Genomic DNA, 25,038 nt, shown 5'->3' with positions numbered 1-25,038 from the left:
GCGCCCCAGTCTATTCGGTCGTCGCGTCACCCTCGCGCGACGCGGCGGCCGTGCGGGCACCCGCCGCCGCCTTCTGCGCCTCGCGGACGCGCTTGCGGAGGTTCTTGTCGGTGATCTCGCGGTCGCCGACGGCGCCAGGAGTCCACAGCTCGACGTCCTCGTCGCCATAGCTCGACTTGGATGCGCGGCGACGCACCTCGGGTGGGATGGCGCCGGGCGCGAGCCTGCGAGCGGTGAGCAGGAACCCGGTGTGGGCGACCATGCGATGATCGGGGCGCACAGCCAGCCCTTCGACGTGCCAGCCGCGCACCATCGTCTCGGACGCGTCCGGTTCGGTGAACAGTCCCGTGCCGCGGATGTACTCGGCGACGCGCGACAGCTGCGTGGCCGTGGCGATGTAGCAGAGCACGACGCCGCCGGGCGTGAGTGCGTCGGCGACGACGTCCATGCACTCCCACGGCGCGAGCATGTCGAGCACGACCCGGTCCACGGTGCCGGGCTCGAACTGCACGGGAAGCTCTTCGGCGAGGTCGCCGACGACGACGTCCCAGGTGTCGGGATCCGTGCCGAAGAACGTCTCGACGTTCGCCTTCGCGACCTCGGCGAAGTCTTCTCGGCGCTCGAACGACACCAGGTGCCCGTCGTCGCCGATCGCGCGCAGCAGGGCGAGCGAGAGCGCGCCCGATCCGACCCCGGCCTCGGCCACGGTCGCGCCGGGGAAGATGTCGGCCTGCATGATGATCTGCGCCGAATCCTTCGGGTAGATGATCGCGGCGCCGCGAGGCATCGACATTGCGAAGTCGCGCAGCAGCGGGCGCAGAGCGAGGTAGTCGTGTCCGGAGCTGTTGGTGACGACCGAGCCGTCCGGGGCGCCGATCAGGTCGCTGTGCTTGAGCACGCCGTGGTGCGTGTGCAGCTCGCCGTCGGGGCGCAGGGTGATGGTGTGCAGACGACCCTTCGGGCCGGTCAGCTGCACGCGGTCTCCTTCACGGAAGGGGCCGCTGGGTCGGACGGCGCCGTTCATCGGGCACTCTCCTCGGTGTTCTCCGCGCGCTCGGCGCTATCGGTGCCCGTGTTCGCCGCGTGGAAGCCCACGACGTCGTCGGCGGTGCGTCCCGCCAGGGTGGGCCAGAGTTCGTGGGCACCGTGACCGTCGAGCGGCACGAGGTGGGGCACCCCGATGGTGCGCGCGCCCGAGGCGACCGCTGACGAGAGTCCGGTGACGGAATCCTCAAGGGCCACGGCGTCGGCGATGTCGATCTCGAGCAGCTCGGCCGCGCGCAGGTAGGGCGCAGGATGCGGCTTGGCGTGAGTGACCTCATCGCCGGCGACGATCAGATCGAAGGCGTCGAAGTCGATCAGCTCGACCACGCGCTCCGCCATGCGGCGCAGTGACATGGTCACCAGGGCGGTCGGGATGCCGGCGGCGCGAAGATCGGCAAGCAGTTCGCGCGCACCGGGGCGGAATGGCACTCCCTGGGTGCGGAGCTTCTCGGCGACCTCGTCCGTGAGGTGCTGCACGATCGCCTCGGCCTCCATGTCGACGCCAGCGGCCTGCAGGATGCCGGCGCTGTCGAGCAGGCCCTTGCCGACGAGTTCCATCGCCTCTTCGTGGCTCCAGGTGCCGCCGTATGAGGTGACCAAAGCGGTCTCGGCCTCCATCCAGTAGGGCTCGGTGTCGACGAGGGTTCCGTCCATGTCCCACAGGACTGCGCTGGGCTTGGTGCTCACTGAACCCATGGTAGCCGCCGCCTCCCCGCTGCCCCGACGGGGCGACTAGCCTGGTGGGATGCCTGAAGAAGAAGCCGGAGCAGAGGAAGAGCGCGTGGACGTTCTGGGATCGCGCATCGTGGTCGCGGCCTTCGATGGCTGGAACGACGCCGGAGAGGCCGCCAGTCGCGCGATCGCCGCGCTGCGCCAGGACCGCGAGTACGAGGTCGCGCACGCGATCGACCCGGAACTGTACTTCGACTACCAGTACACGCGTCCGACGACCGGAATGGATGCGGACGGCCGTCGACGTCTGACGTGGCCGGACGCGACCCTGTGGCGTCCGACGACGACGGGTGAGGGGCCCGAGCTGTGGCTGCTGACCGGCTCCGAGCCGGCGCGCGCGTGGAAGTCTTTCGCTGCGGAGTTCATCGACGCGGCACTGCGGGACGACGTCACCGGCTTCGTCACGCTCGGCGCCATGCTCTCCGACGTGCCGCACACCCGGCCGATCTCCGTGTTCGCGTCGAGCCAGAACGAGGCGGTGCGTGAGGCCCACGGGCTGGAGCGCTCGCTGTATGAGGGGCCGGTCGGCATCCTGAGCGTGCTCGAGTTCTCCGCGGAGCAGGCTGGCATTCCCACCGCGGGGCTCTGGGCGTCGGTTCCGCATTATGTGGCCAGCGCCGCGCCGTCACCGAAGGCGACGCTCGCGCTGCTCGACAGGCTCGAGGAGCTGACGGGTGTCGGCACCGAGCGCGAAGCGCTGCGCACCGACGCGCTCGCCTGGGAGGCGTCGATCGACGCTGCGGCCGCCGAGGACGACGACATGGCGGAGTACATCCGTCAGCTCGAGCGCACCCGCGACACGTGGGACTCGCCGGATGCCTCCGGGGATGCGATCGCGCAGGCCTTCGAGCGGTATCTGCGCCGCCGCGGCGACGGTCCCGACCACAAGCGCTGACCGCGCGGTTCCTGAGCGAGCGCAGCACCCACCCGACAATTCCACGGTTCCTGAGCGAGCGCAGCACCCACCCGGTTCCTGAGCGAGCGCAGCCCCCACCCGACAACCCCACGGTTCCTGAGCGAGCGCAGCACCCACCCGACAACCCCACGGTTCCTGAGCGAGCGCAGCGAGACGAAGGACGCCCCGCTCTGAATGTCGGTGGCCCCTGTTTGACTGTGGGCATGTCAGCGCTGATGGATGTGACCCGAGAGCAGGTGTCGACGCTTCGTGACCTCGTCAACATGGCGCGGTCCATCGAGCGCACCATCAGTTCGTTGCAGGCTGCCCGCGACGGAGTGCTCGCGCTCGGGTCGAAGTGGGCGCTCGAAGTCGCCGCTCAGAACGAGCATCCGGATCATGCCGATATGACGCTGCGCACGGCGGCGGCCGAATTGGGCGCGGCGTTGCGGGTCAGCGACCGGACGGTGCAACGGCGGCTGGTCGAGGCCGACGTCAAGGTGAACCGCTTCCCGGTGGTGTGGGCCGCACAGGGCGCGGGCACGATCAGCGCCAGCCACGCCCGAGCGATTATCGACGCCGCCGATCATCTCGACGACGCGGCTGCCAGGGACGCCTACTCGCATCGGATGGTGGAGTTCGCCCAGGACGAGTCTCCGAACCGCGTCACCGCGGTGGCACGCCGGATCGTCGAGCAGTATCAGCCGCGTTCCCTCGATGAGCGACATGGGGATGCCCGTGAGGGCAGGTCCGTGTGGGTGAATGATCGACCCGATGGAATGGCCGAGCTCGGCATCCTCGGTCCGGCGGCCCTCATCCACGGGGCCTTCGACCGTCTCACGAGTATGGCCGGCGCCGTGCAGACAGCGTCGCGGCAGTGCACCGATCCCGGTGAACGCACGATCGACGCGGAGCACGTGGCCGATTCTCGAACGACCGACCACCTCCGGGCCGACATCGCACTGGATGTGTTGCTGACGGGCGCTCCCGTCGGGCATGACACCCCGGATGCGGCGCTGGCGGCGATCACGGGGCACGTGTCCGTCACGGTGCCCGTGCTCACTCTGATGGGACGCCCCGATGGTCCGCCGGCCGAGCTCGACGGCGTCACGCCGATCGACCTGCCCACCGCGCGAGCGCTGGCCGGAGCGGCGAGCGGGTGGGACCGGATCCTCACCGACCCGATCACCGGCGGGCTCCTTGCTGTGGATCGATACCGACCCGGTCAGCACCTGGGGCGTCATCTTCGTGCGCGCGATGGGCGCTGCCGATTCCTCGGCTGCGGCCGACCAGCCCGTGCCTCCGACATCGATCACCACCACGACGCCGCGCTCGGCGGTCGCACCAACGCGGACAACCTCGGGCACTTCTGCCGTCGACATCACATGCTCAAGCACCATTCGCCGTGGCAGGTCGAGCAACGCGACGGCGGAGACTATGCGTGGACCAGTCCCACCGGGCAGATCTATACCGACAGACCGCCACCCCAACACACGGTCACCTTCACGGAAGATGCCGTGCCGGCGCCATTCTGAACGCGCCTGAACGCGCCGCGACTCAAGACCCGTGCCCTCCGCGGCTCACCGCGTGAACGCTCCGCAGATCAGGGCGTGAGCACCCCGGTCGACAGCAGAACGATGATCGCTGTGCCCAGCAGAATGCGGTAGATCACGAAGGGAAGGAAGCTGCGCTTCGAGATCCAGTTCATGAAGAACGCGATCACGCCGAGCGCAACGACGAAGGCGAGGCCAGTGGCGGCGAGCGTCTCGCCCATCGTGAAGAACTGGTCAGGCTCATCCCAGCTCTTGAACAGCTGGTAGAAGCCGCTGCCGAACACCGCCGGAATCGCCAGCAGGAACGCATAACGCGCGGCTGCCGCACGCTCGTACCCCAGGAACAGTCCCATCGTGATCGTGCCGCCCGAGCGCGAGACACCCGGCACCAGGGCGAGCGCCTGCGCGAACCCGAACGCCACCCCATCGGGGTAGGTGAGATCGTTCAGCTTTCGCCGCTTGGCTCCGACATAGTCGGCGATGCCGAGCAGGATGCCGAAGACGATCAACATCGTCGCGACGACCCACAGCGACCGGAACACTGTCTCGATCTGATCCTGGAAGAGCAGCCCCAACACCACGATCGGGATGCTCCCGATGATGATCAGCCACCCCATCCGGGCATCCGGATCGTTTCGAGGGACGCTTCCCGTCAGTGACCGGAACCAGCGCCCGATGATCCGCACGATGTCGCGCCAGAAGAAGACCACCACGGCAGCCTCCGTGCCGATCTGCGTGATCGCGGTGAACGCGGCCCCCGGGTCCTCACCAGACGGCAGGAACGTGCCGACGATCCGCAGGTGGGCGCTGGACGAGATCGGCAGGAACTCGGTGAGTCCCTGCACGAGCCCGAGGATGAGGGCTTCAAGCAGGTGCATACAGGGCTTTCTGAGCGGGAGGAAGTGCCGGCGGCCGGATCAGCAGGTGCGCAGCAGATCGGCCAGCACGCGCTGGCCGAAGACAAGTGAGTCTACGGGCACGCGCTCATCCACACCGTGGAACATCCCGGTGAAGTCGAGGTCTGCAGGCAACCGCAACGGCGCGAAGCCGTAACCGGCGATGTCGAGCGTCGCCAGTGCCTTGTTATCGGTGCCGGCCCCCAGCAGGTACGGGATCACCGGCACACCGGGGTCATGCCGTCCCAGTGCGGCGACCATGTCATCGACCAGCGCACCCGCGAACGGGATCTCCATGCCGATGTCACGCACCACCGTCTGGATCTCGATATCGTCACCCACGATCTGCTGCAGCTCAGCGAGCACATCATCTTCGGTGCCCGGGATCACCCGCACGTCGATCAACGCCTCGGCCGTCTCTGGAATCACGTTGTGCTTGTAGCCGGCGCTGAGGACGGTCGGGTTCGTCGTGGTGCGGAAAGTCGAACGCAGAAAGGCTTCCGCGGGGCCGGCCGCAGCGGCGAGGGCATCCGGGTCGTCACTGGAGCGACCGGTCAGAGCGCTGAGCCCGTCGAGCAGAGCGCGCGTGGTGGGCGTGAGGCGGATGGGCCAGCGCGTTCGACCGATCGCCGCCACGGCCTCCGCCAGTCGTGTGATCGCGTTCTCGTCATGCAGCCGGCTGCCGTGGCCGGCTCGCCCCTTCGCGACCAGCCGAATCCAGATGAGGGCCTTCTCCCCCACCTGCAACAGATATGCGCGGCGATCGTCGACCGTGATCGAGTATCCGCCGACCTCGCTGATGGCCTCGGTCGCGCCGCGGAACCACTCCGGCTTGTCGCGTACGACCAGCGCAGACCCCTCCACGCCCCCGTTCTCCTCATCGGCGAAGAAGGCGAGGATCAGATCACGATCCGGCTGCTCCCCCGCGCGCAGCATGTCCGCGACAGCCGTGAGGATCATGGCATCCATGTTCTTCATGTCGACGGCGCCACGGCCCCACAGCATCCCGTCCTTGACGATGCCGGCGAACGGATCGACCGACCAGTCCTCCGCCATGGCCGGCACCACGTCAAGGTGGCCGTGCACGACCAGCGCCGGACGCTCCGGATTGCGCCCCGCCACCCGGGCCATCACGTTGGTGCGCCGCGGAATCGGCTCGTAGTACTCGGGCGTCAGCCCCAGCCCCTCGAGGTAGCCGCCGACGTACTCGGCCGCCTCACGCTCACCGTTCGCCTTGCCACCTCCCCAATTGGAGGTGTCAATGCGGATGAGGTCGCGGGCGATCTCGACGACCTCGGGCAGCGCGGGCTCGGTCATGCCCTCAGCGTATCGAACCGGCGTGGCACGCCCGGGGTGCACGTTCAGTTCGAACCGCACTGGGGAACGTGCTAATGTCATTCTTCGGTCGGCAACGACTTTTCATCACCTGCGCGGGTGGCGGAATAGGTAGACGCGCTAGCTTGAGGTGCTAGTGCCCGAATAGGGCGTGGGGGTTCAAGTCCCCCCTCGCGCACAGAATACGCAGAAGGCTCGGATCCCTGGATCCGGGCCTTCTTCGCGTTCGAGGCGAACACGAATCCGCGCTGCAGCAGGAAGCCGCCGACATAGACCGCGGCGTCGGTGATGAGCTTCGCAGCCAGCAGCGGCAGACCCCAGAGCGTGAGCAGCGCGATTCCCGCATACCCCGCAGCGAGCAGCGCCAGCGCGATCACCAGGTACCGCACCAGTTGCCGCCGGACCGGCCCCGTGCCAGCGGCACGGAAGACGATCGCACGGTTCAGGGTGAAGTTCACCGCCCCACTGAGCACCCGCGCGCCGACCACCGACAGCACGAGCATCCCGGTGGCCGCGAACAGCAGCTGCAAGGCCACAACATCGAGCAGGAACGACCCCAGCGACACCGCGAGATACCGCAGCAGCGGGCGCATGACGGCAGCCGAATCCCGCAACGGGCGGAAGTGCGATGACGCGTTGCCCTCGAGATACACCGTCGCGATCGGCACCTCTCGGATCGGGATGCCGTGGCGCGCGGCGTGCAGCAGCACATTCATCTCCCACGCGAACCGCTCCCCCGGCACATCCAGAACCTAGGGGATCAATGCCGACGGGATGCCACGCAGCCCGGTCTGCGTATCGTGCACGACCACTCCGGCGCTCACGCGGAACAGCAGCCTGGAGACCGCGTTACCGAAGCGGCTGCGCACGGGCACGTCGCCAGAGAAGGCGCGGCCGCCGAGCACCAGTCCGTCGCCCGTGCGCAGCGCCTCGGCCACCGCGCGGGTATCCTCCGGCCGGTGCTGCCCGTCACTGTCCGCCGTGACGACGTCCTCCCCTGGCCAGTGCGCGCAGATGTGCGCAAGTCCCCGCCGCAGGGCAGCCGCCTTGCCGGTGTTGACCGGCTGGCGCAGTACCGTGACGCCGCGGTGTTCGACCTCGGCGAAGTGGTGGGCGTAGGCCGCGCCGCTGCCGTCGTCGACAACGAGCATCCGGTACCCCTCAGCGCCCAACTCTCGCACCAGCTCGACCAGCCGCACATGGGGTTCATACGCGGGGATGAGGACGATCATCATCCACCCCCTGCGATGTAGAGGATGTCGCTGGTGCCGCGCTCGCCGCCGTTGGACGGCTGGTTGATGACCTCGCCGTCGAAGTACATGGTCGACGACCCGCCTCCGTCGACGTTGTATGCGGTCTCGGCGCCGAGCGAGATCATGATCTCGGCGAGCTCGGTCATCGTCACGCCACGGCTGTAGCCTTCGGCCCGCCCGTCGACCACGACGAACACGAGATGGTTCTCGTCGATCACCCCGACCGCGGTGCGGGGCTGCTCGCCCTGGATGGAGTGATTGCCGAAGTTCGTGTCGACCTCGACATCCTCGATACCCGCGATCGCCGCGCCGTCCGCGACGAGCGCCGGACCGAACGACAATGTGTTCCACACGCCGTCCGCCACCAGTTCGTCTGCTGTCGTGGTGGTCTCGTCGTACACCTCGACCGTGCCGTCCAGGTAGAACGCGAGACCCTCACGGGCGCCTTCATCGCGGTAGACGACGCCGTTGCGGATCACGATGCCCGTGTCGCGGAAGCCGTAGTAGTCGCCGTTGATCGCGAGGATCGCGCCGTTGTCCTCGGCGATCGCGCTGGTCGTCTCCGTGATGTTGGTGCCGTAGGCGTCGCCGGCGAACGCCGAGCGCAGCGCCGTGGCATCCGTCAGCAGGACATCGGCCACGTAGTAGGTGACCGTGTCGTCGCCGCTGCCGGTGGTGACCGTCGAGACGGTGATGTCAGCCTGATCCGAACTGTAGGTCGTTCCGTCCACCGTGCCGTTCGTGGTGGCGGTCACCTCCTCCGTCACGGTGGAGTTCTCGGCCTCGTAGGCCGAGACATCGCTGATGCTGACGTGCTGCACGAGGAACCGATCCGCGGCCCACGCGGCCCCTCCGCCGGCGGCCAGCACAGCGGCGAGAGTGGCAGAGACGATGACGGTGCGCCGCCGACGCGAGCGCTTCTGTGTGGTGGTCATGCTTCCGGTGTACGGATGCCCGCTACGCCGGAGCTATCCGAAACCTATGAATCAGCTATTTCGGCGACACTCCTACAGTCGTCATAGAACGCACATAGGGTTCGCATAGAGAGGCCGGTCTGAATAGGTGTCAGCCACCTACCGACCGAAGGAGCCGCTCGTGCCCACCCTCATCATGATCGCCACCGACATCGTGGCGATCACCGTGCTCACCCTGGGCATCTACTTCACCCGTCATCGTCGCCGCGACCTCGTGGTCGCCTTCGTGGGCGTCAACGTCGGCGTGCTCGCCGTCACGGTCATGCTCGCCGGTTCCGCCGTGGCGGTCGGTCTCGGCCTGGGCCTCTTCGGCGTGTTGTCGATCATCCGTCTGCGCTCGTCGGAGATCTCGCAGCGTGAGGTTGCCTACTACTTCGCCTCACTAGCGCTCGGCCTCATCGCCGGACTCGCGACGACCCTCACTCCCCTCGCGTTCGCGCTGATGACGCTCATCGTCACAGCCATGTACGTCGCCGACCATCCCCGACTTCTCTCGCGCTCACGGCACACCACGATGACCGTTGACCGCGCGATCCCCGACGAGACCGAGCTGTACGCCCACCTCGAGCAGCTGCTCGGCGCCCACGTCACCCAGGTCACCGTGCAGCAGATCGATCTCGTCAACGACACGACGCTGGTCGACGTGCGCTATCAGGCATCCGTCCGCACCCCGACGCCCGGCCTGCGCACCCCGGCGCGCGCCGCACAGCCGGAGCTGAGCCGATGATCACCGCTCTGGCTCCGATCAGCCTCGAGGAGCTCGTCAGCGACGCAGCCCTGCTGACACGCGTCGATCGTAAGTACGCGATGAGCGCGGAGGATGCCCGGGCCATTCTCGGCGGGCTGCCCGCCGATACCCGTGTGCTGACCATCGACGAACGGCGTTCCTTCTCGTACGAGTCGTTCTACTTCGACACCCCCGACCTGCTCAGCTACCGGATGGCCGCCCTCGGCCGGCGCCGGCGGTTCAAACTGCGCACCCGGGCGTACGTCGACACCGCAGACGCGTTCCTCGAATTGAAGACGCGCGGTGCACGCAGCGCGACAGTCAAGGAGCGCATCGCGTACGCCTTCGACGAGCGCACGGCGCTGAACGACGAAGGCCGTCACTACGCCGAGGCCGGCCTGCGCGAACTGGGCATTGACCAGCCGCAGCAGCTGACCCTGCAGCCGACGCTCGCGACTCGCTACCGCCGCACCACCCTGCTCGCGCCGGACGACGGCGGCAGGGCCACGGTCGACACCCGCCTGTCCTGGGAACTCGCGGACGGCACCGTGATGAGCGTGCCTGACCTCGTCATCGTCGAGACGAAGTCCGGTCAGCGCACCGGCGTCATCGATCGGATGCTGTGGAGAGCAGGCATCCGCCCCACAACCATCAGCAAGTACGGCACCGGGCTCGCCGCTCTGCGCCCCGACCTTCCTTCCCACAAGTGGGCGCGCGTCCTTCGCCGCCGTTTCCCCGCAGCGGCAGCCGCCGCCTGACCGAGAGGTGACAGACATGTTCGACAAGACCAAGAAGAAGATCGTGCTGGCCGCGATCCCGTTCACACTCGCCGGTATCGTGCTCGCCGGGTGCACCGCGACGAGCGTCGCCGCGACCGATTCGACGGCCACGACCCAGACGAGCGCGGCCGACACATCCGGTGTCGATGCGACCCTCACGGCTGAGGAGGTGCTCGCCGCAAACGACGACGCCACCACGGTCACCGCAGACGAGGCCGACTCCACGACCGAGACCGCTGTGACCCTCAGCGGTGACAGCGCCACGATCGACGGCGAGGGCGCAACCGTGGACGGTTCGACCGTGACGATCACCGCGGGCGGCACCTACCGCCTGAGCGGCTCTCTCGCCGGTGCGGTGGTCGTGGAGGCCCCGGACGACGCCGTCGTCACGATCATCCTCGACGGTGCGGAGATCACGAATACCGCCGGCTCGGCGCTCAGCGTGATCACCGCCGATGACGTCGCCCTGGTGCTGCAGGACGGTACGGAGAACACGCTCTCCGACGCCGACAGCTACGCCGAGGATGCCGACGTGAACGCTGCCCTGTACAGCGACGCCGATCTCACCATCAGCGGCGAGGGATCACTCACCGTGCAGGGCAACGGCAATGACGGCATCGCCAGCACTGACGACCTGAAGATCCTCTCCGGCACGATCACCGTCACTGCGGCCGACGACGGACTGCGCGGCAAGGACTCGCTCACGGTCGAGGACGGCACCGTCGAGGTCACCGCCGGCGGCGACGGTTTCAAGAGCGACCAGACCGAGGATGCCACCCAGGGCTACCTGTGGATCTCGGCCGGCGACATCACCGTCGACAGCGGTGGCGATGCCTTCGACGCGGCCACCGACCTGGTGATCACCGGCGGCGACATCAGCGCCACGAGCGGTGGCGGCGCGAGCGCCAAACTCTCGGCCGACGCCTCGGCGAAGGCGCTGGCGGCGGGGGTGTACGTGATCGTGGCCGATGGCGCGGTCACCGCGGATGCCGCCGACGATGCCGTCCACGCCGACGGCGCAGTGCACATCAGCGGAGGCGAGCTGACCGTCAGCACCGGCGACGACGGCATCCACGCCGACGTTGCCGTGCTGCTCGACGGCGGCGACACCACGATCACCCAGTCGACCGAGGGCATCGAGGCCGCAGCGATCACCATCGCCGACGGCACGGCCGACGTCACCGCATCCGACGACGGACTCAACGCCTCCTCCGGAAGCGGTGAGAGCATGCAGGACAGCGGCGAGACGATCACGATCTCGGGCGGCGAGACGACGATCAACGCCGAAGGCGACGGCTTCGACAGCAACGGCTCCGCGACAATGTCGGCCGGCACGCTGACGATCTGGGGACCGACCCGCGACGGCAACGGCGCGATCGACGTGAACGGCACGTTCGATGTCACCGGAGGCACCCTGCTCGCGGCCGGCAGCGCGGGCATGGCGGCCACGCCGGGCACGGATTCGGCTCAGGGCTGGGTGTTCGCCACCGCCAGCGGTCAGTCCGGCTCGACGGTGCAGATCCTCGCCGACGGCGAGGTGGTGGCCGAGTACACGGCCGAGAAGGCCTTCGCGACGGTCGTCTACTCGGGCGCCGGCATCACGAGCGGCTCGAGCTATGAGGTCGTCGTGGACGGTACCTCCACGACCGTCACCGCCGGCGAGGGCGGCAGCACCGGCATGGGCCCCGGCGGTGGCCAGGGCGGCGGCCCCGGGGGTGGAGACATGCCGAATCGTTGACCGCTCACACATCACGGGGAGGATGCCGCTGGCAGCCTCCCCGTGATCGTCGCGTGATGTGGGCGCTCGTGCTCAGGCGGCGCTGACACCGAAGATCAGGCCGAGCCCGTAGGTGATCGCGGCGGCGCCGAAACCGATGATGAGCTGACGGAGCGCGCGGCGCAGGGGCGGGCCTCCGGAGAGGATGCCGACCATCGCGCCCGTGCACAACAGCGCGACCCCGACAAGCACCAGGGCGACGAGGATCGCCGGACCGCCGCTCATGCCGAAGATCCACGGCAGCACCGGGATGATCGCGCCGGAGGCGAACAGCAGGAAGCTGGAGATCGCCGCCGTCCAATCCGATCCGACGATCTCGTGATCTGCACCGCCGCCGACGCCGATCGGGCCGGTAGCGGCGCGCCGCACACCCTGACGGGCTGCCGTCACGATGCGCCGAGCGCGAGTGAGCGCCTCGTCCTGATCCATCCCGCGCGCCCGATAGACAAGCGCGAGCTCGTTCTCATCGATGTCCAGGTCACCGGCGGTGGCGTCGGCATCACCGTTGGCCTCGGTCGCGGCCAGGAGTTCGCGCTGAGAGCGGACCGAGACGAACTCGCCCGCGCCCATCGACAGCGCACCGGCCAGCAGACCGGCGATGCCGCTGAACAGCACGAAGCTTCCCGACACTCCGGTCGCCCCGATACCGAGCACCAGGGCGAGGTTACTGACGAGACCGTCATTCGCGCCGAACACGGCGGCTCGGAACGACCCCGACAGGCGGCGGCGCCCGCGGGCGGCGAGTCCGCGCACGACCTCGTGGTGCACCTTCTCATCGGCACGCATGGCGGGAGTCGCGAACTTCTCCTGGTCGTAGGGGGACCGCGCCTCAGCGCTCTGTGCCAGAGCGAGAACGAAGATCGAGCCGAATCGCCCGGCCATCCATCCCAGCAGCCGGGAACGCAGACCCGCCTTCGGCAGTCGCGCCGGCTCACCGCCGAGCAGGTCGAGCCAGTGCTGCTCGTGGCGGCGCTCGGCATCGGCGAGCGAGAGCAGGATCTCCTTCTCTTCACCGCTGCGCCGCGTGGCGAGTCGCTGATACACGGCACCCTCGGCGCGCTCCTCGACGAGGTAGCGCGCCCAGCGACGCCGGTCGGCGGGGGTGGCTTCGGTGGCGGGGGCTGACATGCTTCTCCTCCGTCGGTTCGGACAACCGTTCAACGCTACCGGCGCCCGCCCTCGCGATGCCTGCTGAGGCTCGGATTGCCAGCATTTCGGGCATCCGAACACCCGCGCGATGGTCAGCTGCGCACGCGCTTGCGCAGCACGTCGATGCGTGACTGCAACTGGGTCACGGTCGCCTGGGCCACGGCTGGTCCCCCGCAGACGCGTCGCAGTTCGGCGTGCACGGCACCGTGCGGCTCCCCGCTCTGCCGGGCGTACAACCCCACGAGACTGTTCAAGAGTTGGCGCTGCTCGCGCAGCGTGCGGTGCAGCGGGGCCGGAAGCGTCGTCGTCTGCGTGCCGCCGGCCGCAAGCTCCTGGGCCTCGCGGGCTTCGCGCAGCCGCCCCTGACGCGACTGACGCTGCATCAGCAGTTCGTGCACGTGTTCGGGCTCGAGCAGCCCGGGCAGGCCGATGAACTCCTCCTCTTCGGGGGTACCAGGCTCGGCGAGTTGCCCGAAGTCCTTGCCCTCGAAGACGACCCGGTCGAAGTGCGCCAGCGACGAGATCGCCTGGTAGCTGAACTCCTGGGTGAGCGCGTCAGAGGCCTCCTCTTCACGGTTCGCGCTCTCCAGCAGCGAATCGTCGAGGCCGTCGTCGTCTTTCGACTGACGATCGAGGGCGTGGTCGCGCTGACGTTCCATCTCGTTGGCCAACGTCATCAGCACGGGCACGTTGGGCAGGAACACACTGGCCGCCTCGCCGCGGCGGCGTGCCCGCACGAAGCGCCCGATGGCCTGAGCGAAGAACAGCGGGGTCGACGACGACGTCGCGTACACGCCGACCGCGAGGCGCGGCACGTCGACGCCCTCGGACACCATCCGCACCGCCACCATCCATCGGTTGGTGTTCGCGCTGAACTTCTCGATCCGCTCGGACGCCGTCGCATCGTCGGAGAGCACGATGGTCGGGCTCTCGCCGGTCAGGCTGTGCAGGATCTTCGCGTAGGCGCGGGCGACCGTCTGGTCGGTGGCAAGCACGAGCCCACCGGCATCCGGCACGTGGTGGCGAATCTCGGTGAGGCGACGGTCGGCGGCAGACAGCACCGCCGGCATCCACTCGCCCTCGGGGTCGAGAGCCGTGCGCCACGCCTGCGAGGTGACATCTTTGGTGTTGTCCTGCCCCAGGTGCGCCTCGAGTTCGTCACCGGCGCTCGTGCGCCACCGCATCTTGCCGGAGTACATGTGGAACAGCACCGGCCGCACCACGCCGTCGGCGAGGGCGCGCCCGTAGCCGTAGCGGTAGTCGGTGCTCGAGACGCGCGCGCCGGATTCGTCGGGCAGGTACTCGACGAACGGGATCGGTGCCGTGTCGCTGCGGAAGGGCGTACCGCTCAACAGCAGGCGGCGTTTGGCCGGGCTGTACGCGTCACGGATGGCGTCGCCCCAGCTGAGCGCATCTCCGCCGTGGTGCACCTCATCGAGAATCACGAGCGTCTTGGCATCCTCGGTCAAGTGCCGGTGGATGCTGGATTTTGCCGCCACCTGGGCGTAGGTGACCACGACGCCGTGATAGTGCCGGGCGGGCGCCCAGTGGCTGTTCTTGAAGCGCGGATCCAGGCGGATGTGCACGCGTGCTGCGGCATCGGCCCACTGTGTCTTGAGATGCTCGGTCGGGGCGACGACGATCACCCGGTTGACTTCGCCCATGCGCAGCAGTTCGACCGCGAGCGTCAGTGCGAACGTGGTCTTTCCGGCACCCGGGGTGGCCGCCACCAGGAAGTCGCGCTGATCGGCCTGGAAATACGCATCCAGCGCCTCTTGCTGCCATGCCCTCAGCTTGCTCGCGGTACCCCACGGGGCACGCTGAGGGAAAGACGGAGAGAGCATTCCCACAACGATAATCCAGGGTGCCGACATCGCGGCTCGCACCGCTCTCTGAACAGCGGGGTAGGCTCACATGCGGTGCGCCTGCCACCGTCGGCGCATCGGAGGAAAGAGGGGGACGATGACCGACCAGGATGCATCGCGCACACCATTCGTCGAGAACGAGGGCCCGCACCCCTGGCGCCGCTTCGTCGCGCTGGGTGACTCGTTCACGGAGGGGATCGGGGATCCCGACGAGGCCAACCCCGGTGGACACCGTGGGTGGGCGGACCGCGTGGCGGAGGTTCTCGCCCGCGACGTCGACGACTTCGCCTATGCGAACCTCGCGGTGCGGGGCAAGCTGATCGGGCAGATCGTGGCCGATCAGGTCGAGCCTGCCGTGGCCCTCAAGCCCGACCTCATCTCGATCTGCGCCGGTGGCAACGATGTGATCCGCCCCGGCACCGACCCGGATGCGATCGCCGCGCAGCTCGATGATGCCGTCGCACGGCTCGCCTCCACCGGCGCTGCCGTGGTGCTGTTCACGGGCATCGACACCGGATTCACGCCGGTGTTCCGCGCGTTCCGTGGCAAGGTCGCCATCTACAACGAGAACGTGCGCACGATCGCGGACCGCTACGACGCGATCATCGCTGATCAGTGGGCCTTGAAGACCGTGCAGGACATGCGCTTCTTCGATGACGACCGGCTGCACTTCAACGCGCTCGGCCACCACGAGGTCGCCCGCATGGTGCTGCGCTCGCTCAACGTTCCCAATGACCTGCAGTCCATGCAGCCCGACCCGCTGCCCTACCGGCGGTGGCGTGAGGCCAGGGCAGAGGACATCGGCTGGGCACGGGAGCATCTCGTGCCGTGGGTGCTGCGCCGCCTGCGCCATCAGTCATCCGGCGACAACATCGTGGCCAAGCGGCCCGAGCCCTCGCCCGTGTTCGTGAACCCGGAGGACTGAGACGGCGGGCGCTCTCACGGACGCGAGAGCGCCCAGAGCGTGACGGCGGCCGCCGATGCGACGTTGAGTGAGTCCACACCACCGCTCATCGGAATCGTGACGACCGTGTCGGATGCTGCCAGCGCGGCATCCGACAGCCCCTCCCCCTCCGTGCCCATCACCACGGCGACCCGAGCGGGTCGGGATGCGGCGTAGGCGTCGAGCGAGACCGCATCGTCGCTCAGCGCGAGCGCCGCGATGTCGAATCCGTGGGCGTGCAGCTCACCCGCAACGTCTGCCCATTCGCCGATCCGTGTCCACGGCACCTGAAACACCGTGCCCATACTCACCCGCACGCTGCGCCGATACAGCGGATCGCCACAACGCGGGCTGACCAGCACGGCATCGGCGCCGAGTCCTGCTGCCGCGCGGAAGGCGGCGCCGACATTGGTCGGATCCGCGATGTCTTCCAGCACCAGCACGAGGCGCGCGCTGCGGAGCAGTTCGTGCAGGGGAGGCTCGGCGGGGCGTTCCATCGCGGCCAGCACGCCTCGGTGCACGGCGTACCCGGTCAGTTGCTCCGCCACCTCGTCAGCCACGACGAAGACCGGCACGTCCGCGTCGCCGAGCAGCGCCTCGGCATCAGCGATCCACTTCTCCTGCACGAGCAGGGAACGCGGTCGGTGGCCGGCGGCCAGGGCGCGCTCGATGACCTTGGCCGATTCGGCCATGTAGAGCCCGGCAGCGGGCTCCTGTACACGCCGCAGCGCCGCATCCGTGAGCGAGCGGTAGTCGTCGAGGCGAGGATCCGACGGATCCGCGAGGAGCACGAGCTGCATGCATCCATGCTGGCAGCTCACCGCCGCACCCCGCTCGCCCGCCGCCCTTCGGGCGGACCTGCGGGCATAGACTTCCCCCGTGCAGACGACGGATCATCCCGACGACGAGGCTCTGCAGTTCCGTGATGAGATCGATCGCGCCGTGGAACTGCTGCGCGGACGCCGCACCGCGGTGCTCACCGGCGCAGGTGTTTCCACCGACTCTGGCATCCCCGCATACCGCGGCGAGGGCGCGCCACCGAGATCGAACCCGATGACGGCGCAGACCTTTCTCGCCGATGAGGCCGCACGGCGCCGGTACTGGCTCGGCGGCCACCTCGGCTGGAGCCGGTTCGCGTCGATCTCACCGAACGGTGGGCACAAGGCGCTCGCCGAGTTGGAGCTCCGTGGTGCGGTCACCGGTGTCGTGACGCAAAACGTCGACGGGTTGCACCTGCGGGCTGGCAGCAGTCATGTCATCGAACTGCACGGCACGATGCGGCGCATCCTGTGCCTGCGGTGCGGACAGGTGTTCGACCGGCGGAGTGTGGAAGACCGTCTCGAAGACCTTAATCCGTGGGTGCGTGTGCCAGAGAACGTCATCCTCAATCCCGACGGCGATGTGTCACCCGAGAGCAGTGACGGGTTCGTGGTGCCGACCTGCACGGTGTGTGACGGGATGCTTAAGCCCGACGTGGTCTTCTTCGGCGAGTTCATCCCTGCCGACCGCTTCCGCGGCTCGGAGTCGCTGCTGCACGCGTCAGATGCGCTGGTCGTGGCCGGTACGTCGTTGACCGTGAACTCAGGCATCCGCGTGATCGAGCGCGCGCGTCGGCGCGGACTGCCGCTGGTGATCATCAACCGCGAGCCGACGCGCGTCGACAGCTGGGCGGACGTGACGATCCATGGAGGGACCACCCCCGTGCTCAGGGAGCTCGCACGCCGACTCCCCTAGGCTCGATGCGTGACCTTCCTCACTCTCGTACGCCACGGACAGACCGACTGGAACCTCGAGCGCCGCATTCAGGGGTCGACGGACATTCCGCTGAACGAGACCGGGCGCGCGCAAGCGGCCGAGGCCGCGGCGCTGCTGGCGAGCGGTACGCACCATGCCATCTACGCCAGCCCGCTCGTGCGTGCCCGGCAGACCGCCGAGATCATCGCAGAGACCTTGGGGCTTGCGGCTCCGGAACTCAGCCGCGACATGCGAGAGCGCGAGTTCGGCGAAGCCGAGGGCATGCTCGTCGTCGACTACCACGCGCAGTTCGGCGGCTGGCACAGCGAAGTTCCCGGCGCCGAGTCGCTCGCCACCGTGCGCGATCGGGCGCTCGATGCGCTCGCCGAGATCGCCCGTGACGCGAGAGAGCGTTCAGCCCCGGCCGCGGAATCGGTGATCGTCGTCACCCACGGTGGGGTCATCCGTGCGCTGCTCGACCACGCCTCCGGGGGCACCCTTCCACGTGAGGGGCAGTTGCTGGGCAACGGGTCGGTGCACCGTTTCGAGGCCTCCCCCGGCAGTCTCCGCCTGCTCGAGACCGCCGCCGCCTGAGCCGCATCCGGGTCCCTGAGCCACACGCGGGTCCCTGAGCCGCATCTGGGTCCCTGAGCCACACGTGGGTCCCTGAGCCTGTCGAAGGGCGAAGGGCCCGGGCCGCGCTTCGACAAGCTCAGCGACCGATGGGAGCGCTCAGCGCCCCGCGGCGAGGCGACCCCTGAAACGAGGTGGGTCCCTGAGCCTGTCGAAGGGCCCGGGCCGCGCTTCGACGAGCTCAGCGACCGATGGGAGTGCTCAGCGACCCATGGGGGCAGCTCAGCGACCCGCCCGCGTCAGCTGGCGCGGGCGGCGCGGTCGCCGACCCGCTGACCGACCACGGCCGAGACGCCGTCCTGTCGCATGGACACCCCGTACAGCGCGTCGGCGATCTCCATGGTGCGCTTCTGGTGCGTGATGATCAGCAGCTGCGAGCTCTCGCGCAGCTGCTCGAACACGGTCAGCAGGCGCCCCAGGTTGGCGTCGTCGAGCGCCGCCTCGACCTCGTCGAGGATGTAGAACGGGCTGGGCCGCGCCTTGAAGATCGCGACCAGCAGCGCCACCGCTGCCAGCGACCGCTCGCCACCGGAGAGCAGCGACAACCGCTCGATCTTCTTGCCGACGGGGCGGACGGCCACCTCGATACCGGTGTTCAGCATGTCGTCGGGATTGGTCAGCGAGATGCTGCCCGATCCTCCGGGGAACAGGAGCGGGAACACCTCGCCGAACGCCTGCTTGGTGTCTTCGAACGCCGCCGCGAAGATCGTCTGCATCCGCTCGTCGAGCTCGGCGATGATCGTCAGCAGATCCTGCCGGGTCTTGGTCAGGTCGGCCAGCTGTTCGGTGAGGAACGCGTGCCGCTGCTCCAGCGCTGCGAACTCCTCGAGCGCCAGCGGGTTCACGCGCCCGAGCTGGGTCAGCTTGCGCTCGGCATCCTTCAGGCGACGCTCCTGGATGCGCCGGTCGAACGGGATCGCCGTGGCGTCCACGCCATCCCCCGAGTCATCCGCAGGCTCGACGGCGGGGTCGCGCGGCACGGGCTGATCCGGGCCATATTCCGCAACGAGAATATCTTCGTCGAGGGCGAGCTCACTGGCCACCCGCTCCAGCAGGCTGTGCAGGTGCAGCTTCTTCTCGTGGATCTGCAGCTCGAGTCCGTGCACGCTCTCGGTCAGGCCGGCGAGACGCTCGCGCAACGAGGTTTCCTGGGCACGGAAACTCGTCAGCTCCTCGTTGTGCGCCGACCGTTCCGCCTCGGCGGCGGCGAGGGCCACGCGAGCTTCGGTGACCGAGCGATCGAGCGAATCGAGCACACGCGGCACCTCCTCGGCGACGCCGGCGGCCGCTTCGCGCTGGGCGCGACGGATCACCGCACGGCGTGCCGCCTCCTCTGCCGCCGCCCGTTCCTGCTCACGCTGCCGCTCGAGTGAACCGACGCGCGTCTGGGCCGCGCGAACCCGTTCACGCAGCGTCTCGATCTCGAGCCGTGCCCGCACCTCGCCCTCGCGGGCGGCCTCCAAGGCCTCCAGCAGACCGTCCCGCGCCGATGCATCGAGCACCGGCCGCGGCGCGGACTCTGCATCATCAAACTCCTGCTTGGTGCGCGACGCCGCCGTCTCGGCGTCGGCGACCGCGGCCTGCGCCTGAGCGAGCCCCGACTCGAGACGGTCGCACTCGGCGACCGCGGCCTCATGCTGCACCGTCACACGGTTGAGCTGCTCGGTGTGGGTGGCCAGCGCGGCGTCATGCTCGCGCAGTGCCCGAAGGGCATCCTTCGACTGTCGGCGAGCGTCTTCGACGCGCTCGGTGGTCTCGACCCGCGACTCTCGGAGCGCGTCGACGATCACCCGCACCTCAGCCAGACGCTCTGTTGCGGCATCGCGCTCCGCGGCAAGCTCCAGACGCGACGTCTCGCCGGAGCCGGCACGCACCGTGTGCGCGGTCACGACTTCCCCGGTGGTGGTCACGATCGTCGAGTTCACGTCGCCGAGTGCGAGCAGGGCCGCACGCGCGCTCTGCGCGGCATCGAGGTTGTCGGCGATCAAGACATGGCTGAGCACGGCGAGCACACCCCCGGGCGCCTTAACCACACTCGAAGCGGTGACCGTTCCCTCGACAGCGGCGACCGCGGACCGGGTCGTACCCTCGGCGATCACGAAGTCGATCACCCCGCGCCCCTGGGCAGCGGGGATCAACGCAAAGGCGTCGGCCGCGGCATCCACGAGCACACCTTCGGCGAGCGGCCCGAGCACCGCGGCCACCGCGGCCTCGTAGCCCGGCTGCACCTGCACCGCGTCGCCGACCAGACCGCGGACTCCGTTCCCTCCGGTCGCGACGATCTCGGCCGCACCACCGCTGAGCGCGAGGGCACTGCCGAGTGCTGCCGCCTTTGCCGTGAGCGCATCAGCCTCTCGCTCGGCTTCGTGCAATCTCTCGCGCAGGCTGTCCCGATCGGCCTCGGCGGCCACGACCGCGCGTTGGGCCTCTTCGTATGCGGCGGTGTACTCCGCCGCGGAGCCGTCGGGTGCCTCCGCATCGGCGATCGCCTCGAGGGCTTCCGCGGCCTCGCGACGCCGGGTATGTGCAGCCTCGAGGGCATTCTCCTGGCGCAGCACGGCACCGCGCACGGCGGCGAGGGCCGATGCGGCCGCTTCCGCATTGCCGCGCAGCGCCGACAGCCGCATGTCGTACTCCGACACGAGCGCGCTCTGCTCGGCGATGTCGACATCGAGGGTGTCGAGCTCGGCCCGCGCGTGCATGACCTCACGGCTCGCCTGCGCCGCCGCGTCTTGCGCGTCGCCGAGGCCCTCCGAGATGCGCGTGATCTCGTCCTTGGCCTCATCGATGGTGTCTTGCGTGACGGTGATCGCCGTCACCGCGTCATCGTCGTCGGCGCCCAGCAGCGCAAGACGCTGGTTGGCGAGGGTGAACAGGCTGCGCATGCGCTCCTGCGTCTGCTCCAGCCCGAAGGCGATCCGACGGGCCTCATCGACTGCGGCAGAGTTCTGCTGCGTCTCCAGCCTCTGGATGCCGCTGCGCACGGCATCCAGCTGCTCCGAGAGCACCAGCCGTTCGGTGTGGCGTTCGTGCTCGGTGCGGGTGTGGTCGGCGAGTGCCGTGCGCAGGGCGACAACGTCGTCGGCGAACAGACGGGCCTTGGCGTCGCGGACGACGGCGGCGATCCCCTGCGCCTCACGGGCGATCTCGGCCTGGCGTCCGAGGGGCTTGAGCTGGCGACGGATCTCGCCCGCGAGATCGCTCAACCGGGTGAGGTTCGTCTCCATCGCATCCAGTTTGCGGAGCGTCTTCTCCTTGCGGCGACGGTGCTTGAGGATGCCGGCGGCTTCCTCGATGAAGCCGCGTCGATCCTCCGGCGAGGCCTGCAGCACGGTGTCGAGCCGGCCCTGACCGACGATCACGTGCATCTCACGACCCAGACCCGAGTCGCTGAGCAGCTCTTGCACATCGAGCAGTCGGCAGTTCGAGCCGTTGATGGCGTACTCGCTCGAGCCGTTGCGGAACAGCGTGCGACTGATCGTGACCTCGGCGTACTCGATCGGCAGGGCGCCGTCGCTGTTGTCGATCGTCAGTTGCACCTCGGCGCGGCCGAGCGGGCCCCGAGTCGAGGTACCGGCGAAGATGACGTCCTCCATCTTGCCGCCGCGGAGCGTCTTGGCCCCCTGCTCCCCCATCACCCAGGCGAGCGCGTCGACGACGTTGGACTTGCCCGAGCCGTTCGGCCCGACGATGCACGTGACGCCGGGTTCGAAGACGAACGAGGTCGGCTGCGCGAACGATTTGAAGCCCTTGAGCGTCAGGCTCTTCAGATGCATACGGGCACCGCTCGTCCGGGGAGAATCACGCCGCTACGCTACCGGAATCCCGCCGCTGGAGCGGGATCCCGCGCGGGCACCGACCCGAATAGCCGCAGCGCGACACGCCGTCGCCCGCAGGAAATGCTTGACGGATGCTGTGAGCGCTCGCTAACGTTGGCGACCGATCGCTTGAAAGGAGGTCATGATGATGATTACCCCGACTCACACCGTCCACACCGGACGCCGGATGTCGCCGTTCTCTGCGCGCAGTGCCGCGTTTGCCGTGACCTCCGTCGGCGGCACGACGCTCGGTTAGAACCGCTCTCGGTCACCCCGCTCGCCCACGCCGGCATCCTCGCCTTCCGCATCCGCGCGGACCTTTTCGTCCGCCCGTGATCTGCACGTCCGCAGCTCTTGCGTACGTCCCCGCCCGTTCCCGGGCTCCGCGGCACCGACCTGTCTGGTCGGCTCACCCGCATCCCCTGCTGCTCTGCCCGCAGAGCTGTCTCAGAAAGCACACTCGTGAACACCACGTCCCAGAGCACCGCTCTGCTGTCCACCCACCCGCCGGATACCACGGGTCTTCGCACCCTGACCATCCCCGATGACGACGCTCGCCGCCGGCTGACTCCCGCCGAGCGTCTCAGCCTCACGGTCGGCCTCTGGCTGCTGCGCCGCAGCCTCCGCCAGAAGCCCGACGCGACGCCGACGACCGGACGCCGTCCGGTGGCGCCGCGCATCACCGAGCACGAGGCCATCACCCTGCTGACCTACGATCTGCAGCGCCAGCTGCGATGAGACGAGAAGAGACCATGACCACCATCTCCCTCCCCGCTGGCGCGATGCTGCGTCCGCTCGAGCTCCCGGCTCGGGCGGACCCAGCGCCCTCACCGCTCATCCGCGAGTACGCCGCCGCGCGCAATCAGTCGATCCTCGAGTCGACCGGTCGCGACGATGATGCGCTCAGCGCCGAGGCGCTGCTGCCGATGTTGTTCAGCACGCCCGACTGCGAGCGTCTGCGCTGGGCCGTGCTGGTCGACGACCAGGTGATCGGATGCTGCTCGATCGACCTCCTGCGCGACGAAGACGGGCAGACGGCCCGCGCGACCGTCGCGGTGCTGGACAGCCACGCCGGACGCGGCATCGGCTCGGCTGCCTTCGCGCATCTGGAGTCGGTGGCCCGCGCCGCCGGCATCCGCAAGATCCTCACCTGGGCCGAGCACCACGACGACGGCACCGGCCGTGAGTCGCTCACGCCCCCGACCGGGTTCGGCTCGGTGCCCTCCGACCGGAGCGCGCGCTTTCTCGTCCGTCACGGCTTCACGCTGGAACAGGTCGAGCGCGTAAGCGCCCTCACCTGGGATGCACAGACGCTCGCCCACCTCGACGCCCTGTACGTCGACGCCGCCGCGCACGCCGCCGACTACCGCATCGTGCAGTGGGGCGCCCCCACCCCGCCCGAGCACGCCGACGGATTCGCCTGGTTGAAGTCACGGATGTCCACCGACGCACCAGACGCCGATCTGGGGTCCCCCGAAGAGGTCTGGGACGCCATCCGCGTCGCGCAACAAGAGGAGCGCGTGCTGATCCGGGGGTGGTCGATGCAGATCACGGCGGCACAGCACACGAGAACCGGCGAGTTGTGCGCCTTCAACGAGCTGGCCATCGGCACCGACCCGCGAGAGGCCACCCACCAGTGGGACACACTGGTGCTGCGCGAGCACCGCGGCCACCGCCTGGGCATGCTCGTCAAGACCGCTGGGCTGCGGAGCTGGCACGCACGGCATCCCGCATCATCGCGAGTGGTCACCTACAACGCCGAGGAGAACCGGCCCATGCTCTCCATCAACGAAGCCATCGGCTTCACCCCGGTCGCCTACGAAGGCGCCTGGAAGAAGGAACTGAGATGAACGACAACGCGATTCCGATGCTGGAGGAGATCACCGCACCGTCCTCCGTCGACGCCGCGGACGCGAAGGATTTCCTCGCCGTGGTCGAACTGAACAACGCGGTCTGCTTGCTCGAATCCGGCGTGCCCGACCTGGCGAGCACGCCCCAGGAGATGCTCGCGCGGTGGCAGGATGAGACCGATCTCGTGCAGCGCTACTTCGTCGCGCGCGAGGGTGGGCTGATCGTGGGAGCGGGAGTGTTCGAGTACGCGACGGCCGAGCCGACGAGCACGAACCTCGACATCCTGCTGCTGCCCGAGCAGTGGGGACGCGGCATCGAGGATGCCCTGCTGGAGCTCGCCGAGCGCGAGACCCGGGCGCTGGGGCGACGCGTCCTGCAGGCGTGGACACTGCACCGGCCGGGCAAGGAGGCCGAGCTGCTGACACCGGCGACGGGCTGGGGCGCCGTTCCGGAGACGCCGCACGCGCGTGCCCTGCTCGCACACGGATTCACCTTCGAGCAGGTGGAGCGCAACAGCGCATTCGATCTGCAGGCACCGATGGATGCCATCGAAGCGGCCTACGACGCGGCGCTGGCCGCTGCCGGCCCCGACTACCGGGTGGTGGCATGGACCGTGCCGACGCCGCCGGAGTGGCGCGACGGATACGCCTGGGCGCTGTCGCGGATGTCGACGGATGCCCCGAGCGGCGCGCTGGAAGTCGACGAGGAGACCTGGGACGCCGAGCGCATCGTTCGGCGTGACGCGCGTTTCGCGGCGGGTGGGCAGACGGTGTCTGTGGTGGGTGTCGAGCATGTGCCGAGCGGCACGATCGCGGCGTTCAACGAGCTCGTCATCGGTGCCGACCCGACCGAGGCGACACACCAGTACTGCACGCTCGTGTTGAAGGAGCATCGTGGTCACCGGCTCGGCATGCTCGTCAAGTGCGCGAACCTGCTGCGATGGCGTGAGGTGGCTCCGCAGTCGCCGCGTGTGACGACGTTCAACGCCGAGGAGAATCGTCCGATGCTCGACATCAACGAGGCGCTCGGCTTTGTGCCGGTGTCGTATGCGGGGGCGTGGCAGCGCAAGCTCGACTGACG

21 protein-coding genes, 1 tRNA gene and 1 pseudogene are annotated in these 25,038 nt (G+C 68.8%); 12 read left to right on the top strand and 11 right to left on the bottom strand.

What is annotated here, in order from left to right; translation table 11 throughout:
* Positions 1 to 10: 10 nt before the first annotated feature.
* Entirely contained in the window at positions 11 to 1,024 is a 1,014-nt protein-coding gene (locus tag WDU93_RS14335) for a tRNA (adenine-N1)-methyltransferase (protein ID WP_337321846.1), read from the bottom strand.
* Positions 1,021 to 1,740 (bottom strand): HAD family hydrolase, encoded by a 720-nt coding sequence (locus WDU93_RS14330; RefSeq protein ID WP_420064167.1) that lies wholly within the window; start codon positions 1,738 to 1,740, stop codon positions 1,021 to 1,023. The genes WDU93_RS14335 and WDU93_RS14330 overlap by 4 nt, the downstream gene beginning before the upstream one ends.
* 85 nt (positions 1,741 to 1,825) lie before the next feature.
* Here WDU93_RS14330 and WDU93_RS14325 point away from each other — a divergent pair, with 85 nt between their 5' ends.
* Together WDU93_RS14325 and WDU93_RS14320 are read left to right on the top strand one after the other, a co-directional pair.
* Positions 1,826 to 2,671 carry a PAC2 family protein gene (locus WDU93_RS14325; protein ID WP_337321877.1) on the top strand — a complete coding sequence of 282 codons (846 nt, stop codon included), beginning with the start codon at positions 1,826 to 1,828 and terminating at the stop codon, positions 2,669 to 2,671.
* A gap of 224 nt (positions 2,672 to 2,895) precedes the next feature.
* Entirely contained in the window at positions 2,896 to 4,206 is a 1,311-nt protein-coding gene (locus WDU93_RS14320; RefSeq protein ID WP_337321842.1) for an HNH endonuclease signature motif containing protein, read from the top strand.
* Between the two features lie 68 nt (positions 4,207 to 4,274).
* Here WDU93_RS14320 and WDU93_RS14315 read toward each other — a convergent pair whose 3' ends face one another.
* Both WDU93_RS14315 and WDU93_RS14310 read right to left on the bottom strand, forming a co-directional pair.
* Complete coding sequence (locus WDU93_RS14315) at positions 4,275 to 5,102, bottom strand: undecaprenyl-diphosphate phosphatase (protein ID WP_337321840.1); 828 nt, start codon at positions 5,100 to 5,102, stop codon at positions 4,275 to 4,277.
* Between the two features lie 39 nt (positions 5,103 to 5,141).
* A complete protein-coding gene (locus tag WDU93_RS14310; protein ID WP_337321838.1) occupies positions 5,142 to 6,437 on the bottom strand; it encodes a M20/M25/M40 family metallo-hydrolase in 1,296 nt (431 codons plus the stop codon).
* 111 nt (positions 6,438 to 6,548) lie between these two features.
* Here WDU93_RS14310 and WDU93_RS14305 point away from each other — a divergent pair.
* A tRNA-Leu gene (locus WDU93_RS14305) sits at positions 6,549 to 6,633 on the top strand.
* A gap of 67 nt (positions 6,634 to 6,700) precedes the next feature.
* Here WDU93_RS14305 and WDU93_RS15255 read toward each other — a convergent pair.
* The 3 genes and pseudogenes from WDU93_RS15255 to WDU93_RS14295 form a co-directional block, all read right to left on the bottom strand.
* Positions 6,701 to 7,048, bottom strand: a pseudogene (locus WDU93_RS15255) (GtrA family protein); the annotation flags it as partial.
* 159 nt (positions 7,049 to 7,207) lie between these two features.
* Complete coding sequence (locus WDU93_RS14300) at positions 7,208 to 7,690, bottom strand: glycosyltransferase family 2 protein (RefSeq protein WP_337321835.1); 483 nt, start codon at positions 7,688 to 7,690, stop codon at positions 7,208 to 7,210.
* Entirely contained in the window at positions 7,687 to 8,643 is a 957-nt protein-coding gene (locus WDU93_RS14295) for a phosphodiester glycosidase family protein (RefSeq protein ID WP_337321833.1), read from the bottom strand. The genes WDU93_RS14300 and WDU93_RS14295 overlap by 4 nt, the downstream gene beginning before the upstream one ends.
* Positions 8,644 to 8,803: 160 nt before the next feature.
* Between WDU93_RS14295 and WDU93_RS14290 the strand changes: the two genes are divergently transcribed.
* From WDU93_RS14290 to WDU93_RS14280, 3 genes are read left to right on the top strand one after another with little or no spacing between them, the layout of a single operon-like run.
* Positions 8,804 to 9,409: a DUF4956 domain-containing protein gene (locus WDU93_RS14290; protein WP_337321831.1), complete on the top strand. Its 606-nt coding sequence runs from the start codon at positions 8,804 to 8,806 to the stop codon at positions 9,407 to 9,409.
* A complete protein-coding gene (locus WDU93_RS14285; protein WP_337321830.1) occupies positions 9,406 to 10,167 on the top strand; it encodes a polyphosphate polymerase domain-containing protein in 762 nt (253 codons plus the stop codon). Before WDU93_RS14290 ends, WDU93_RS14285 begins: the two co-directional genes overlap by 4 nt.
* A gap of 16 nt (positions 10,168 to 10,183) precedes the next feature.
* The gene (locus WDU93_RS14280) at positions 10,184 to 11,926 is read left to right on the top strand and encodes a carbohydrate-binding domain-containing protein (RefSeq protein WP_337321828.1); all 1,743 of its coding nucleotides are present in this window, start codon (positions 10,184 to 10,186) and stop codon (positions 11,924 to 11,926) included.
* A gap of 72 nt (positions 11,927 to 11,998) precedes the next feature.
* Here WDU93_RS14280 and WDU93_RS14275 read toward each other — a convergent pair whose 3' ends face one another.
* Entirely contained in the window at positions 11,999 to 13,093 is a 1,095-nt protein-coding gene (locus tag WDU93_RS14275) for a VIT1/CCC1 transporter family protein (protein WP_337321826.1), read from the bottom strand.
* Between the two features lie 113 nt (positions 13,094 to 13,206).
* The gene (locus tag WDU93_RS14270) at positions 13,207 to 14,958 is read right to left on the bottom strand and encodes a DEAD/DEAH box helicase (protein ID WP_337321824.1); all 1,752 of its coding nucleotides are present in this window, start codon (positions 14,956 to 14,958) and stop codon (positions 13,207 to 13,209) included.
* Positions 14,959 to 15,076: 118 nt separating this feature from the next.
* Here WDU93_RS14270 and WDU93_RS14265 point away from each other — a divergent pair, with 118 nt between their 5' ends.
* On the top strand, positions 15,077 to 15,904 hold the full coding sequence (locus WDU93_RS14265; RefSeq protein ID WP_337321822.1) for an SGNH/GDSL hydrolase family protein: 828 nt from the start codon (positions 15,077 to 15,079) through the stop codon (positions 15,902 to 15,904).
* 14 nt (positions 15,905 to 15,918) lie between these two features.
* Here WDU93_RS14265 and WDU93_RS14260 read toward each other — a convergent pair whose 3' ends face one another.
* The gene (locus WDU93_RS14260) at positions 15,919 to 16,722 is read right to left on the bottom strand and encodes a TrmH family RNA methyltransferase (RefSeq protein ID WP_337321820.1); all 804 of its coding nucleotides are present in this window, start codon (positions 16,720 to 16,722) and stop codon (positions 15,919 to 15,921) included.
* A 79-nt stretch (positions 16,723 to 16,801) separates the two neighbouring features.
* On the opposite strand from WDU93_RS14260, the gene WDU93_RS14255 reads away from it, so the two are divergent.
* Positions 16,802 to 17,656, top strand: a complete 855-nt coding sequence (locus WDU93_RS14255; protein WP_337321818.1) for a Sir2 family NAD-dependent protein deacetylase — start codon at positions 16,802 to 16,804, stop codon at positions 17,654 to 17,656.
* A 9-nt stretch (positions 17,657 to 17,665) separates the two neighbouring features.
* A complete protein-coding gene (locus tag WDU93_RS14250; protein ID WP_337321815.1) occupies positions 17,666 to 18,250 on the top strand; it encodes a histidine phosphatase family protein in 585 nt (194 codons plus the stop codon).
* 278 nt (positions 18,251 to 18,528) lie between these two features.
* On the opposite strand, the gene smc is transcribed toward WDU93_RS14250, so the two are convergent.
* On the bottom strand, positions 18,529 to 22,065 hold the full coding sequence (gene smc / locus WDU93_RS14245) for a chromosome segregation protein SMC (RefSeq protein WP_337321813.1): 3,537 nt from the start codon (positions 22,063 to 22,065) through the stop codon (positions 18,529 to 18,531).
* Positions 22,066 to 22,569: 504 nt separating this feature from the next.
* On the opposite strand from smc, the gene WDU93_RS14240 reads away from it, so the two are divergent.
* The 3 genes from WDU93_RS14240 to WDU93_RS14230 are packed head-to-tail and all read left to right on the top strand — an operon-like array spanning position 22,570 to position 25,036.
* Positions 22,570 to 22,845 (top strand): hypothetical protein, encoded by a 276-nt coding sequence (locus tag WDU93_RS14240; protein WP_337321812.1) that lies wholly within the window; start codon positions 22,570 to 22,572, stop codon positions 22,843 to 22,845.
* A gap of 14 nt (positions 22,846 to 22,859) precedes the next feature.
* Complete coding sequence (locus WDU93_RS14235; protein WP_337321810.1) at positions 22,860 to 23,957, top strand: GNAT family N-acetyltransferase; 1,098 nt, start codon at positions 22,860 to 22,862, stop codon at positions 23,955 to 23,957.
* Positions 23,954 to 25,036 (top strand): GNAT family N-acetyltransferase, encoded by a 1,083-nt coding sequence (locus WDU93_RS14230; protein WP_337321807.1) that lies wholly within the window; start codon positions 23,954 to 23,956, stop codon positions 25,034 to 25,036. Before WDU93_RS14235 ends, WDU93_RS14230 begins: the two co-directional genes overlap by 4 nt.
* The last annotated feature ends 2 nt before the right edge of the window (positions 25,037 to 25,038 follow it).

This window comes from Microbacterium istanbulense, from assembly GCF_037204145.1.
Classification (GTDB): domain Bacteria; phylum Actinomycetota; class Actinomycetes; order Actinomycetales; family Microbacteriaceae; genus Microbacterium; species Microbacterium istanbulense.
Note: the sequence above shows the minus strand (reverse complement) of the source record. Positions and strands in the feature narration are given on the sequence as shown.

Bases quoted from the DNA above. Each gene is read 5' to 3' on its own strand.
- WDU93_RS14335 (WP_337321846.1), bottom strand. From the start codon at position 1,024: ATGAACGGCGCCGTCCGACCCAGCGGCCCCTTCCGTGAAGGAGACCGC.
- WDU93_RS14265 (WP_337321822.1), top strand. From the start codon at position 15,077: ATGACCGACCAGGATGCATCGCGCACACCATTCGTCGAGAACGAGGGC.
- smc (WP_337321813.1), bottom strand. From the start codon at position 22,065: ATGCATCTGAAGAGCCTGACGCTCAAGGGCTTCAAATCGTTCGCGCAG.
- WDU93_RS14300 (WP_337321835.1), bottom strand. From the start codon at position 7,690: ATGATGATCGTCCTCATCCCCGCGTATGAACCCCATGTGCGGCTGGTC.
- WDU93_RS14280 (WP_337321828.1), top strand. From the start codon at position 10,184: ATGTTCGACAAGACCAAGAAGAAGATCGTGCTGGCCGCGATCCCGTTC.
- WDU93_RS14320 (WP_337321842.1), top strand. From the start codon at position 2,896: ATGTCAGCGCTGATGGATGTGACCCGAGAGCAGGTGTCGACGCTTCGT.
- WDU93_RS14295 (WP_337321833.1), bottom strand. From the start codon at position 8,643: ATGACCACCACACAGAAGCGCTCGCGTCGGCGGCGCACCGTCATCGTC.
- WDU93_RS14310 (WP_337321838.1), bottom strand. From the start codon at position 6,437: ATGACCGAGCCCGCGCTGCCCGAGGTCGTCGAGATCGCCCGCGACCTC.
- WDU93_RS14315 (WP_337321840.1), bottom strand. From the start codon at position 5,102: ATGCACCTGCTTGAAGCCCTCATCCTCGGGCTCGTGCAGGGACTCACC.
- WDU93_RS14230 (WP_337321807.1), top strand. From the start codon at position 23,954: ATGAACGACAACGCGATTCCGATGCTGGAGGAGATCACCGCACCGTCC.
- WDU93_RS14235 (WP_337321810.1), top strand. From the start codon at position 22,860: ATGACCACCATCTCCCTCCCCGCTGGCGCGATGCTGCGTCCGCTCGAG.
- WDU93_RS14275 (WP_337321826.1), bottom strand. From the start codon at position 13,093: ATGTCAGCCCCCGCCACCGAAGCCACCCCCGCCGACCGGCGTCGCTGG.
- WDU93_RS14285 (WP_337321830.1), top strand. From the start codon at position 9,406: ATGATCACCGCTCTGGCTCCGATCAGCCTCGAGGAGCTCGTCAGCGAC.
- WDU93_RS14330 (WP_420064167.1), bottom strand. From the start codon at position 1,740: ATGGGTTCAGTGAGCACCAAGCCCAGCGCAGTCCTGTGGGACATGGAC.
- WDU93_RS14260 (WP_337321820.1), bottom strand. From the start codon at position 16,722: ATGCAGCTCGTGCTCCTCGCGGATCCGTCGGATCCTCGCCTCGACGAC.
- WDU93_RS14270 (WP_337321824.1), bottom strand. From the start codon at position 14,958: ATGCTCTCTCCGTCTTTCCCTCAGCGTGCCCCGTGGGGTACCGCGAGC.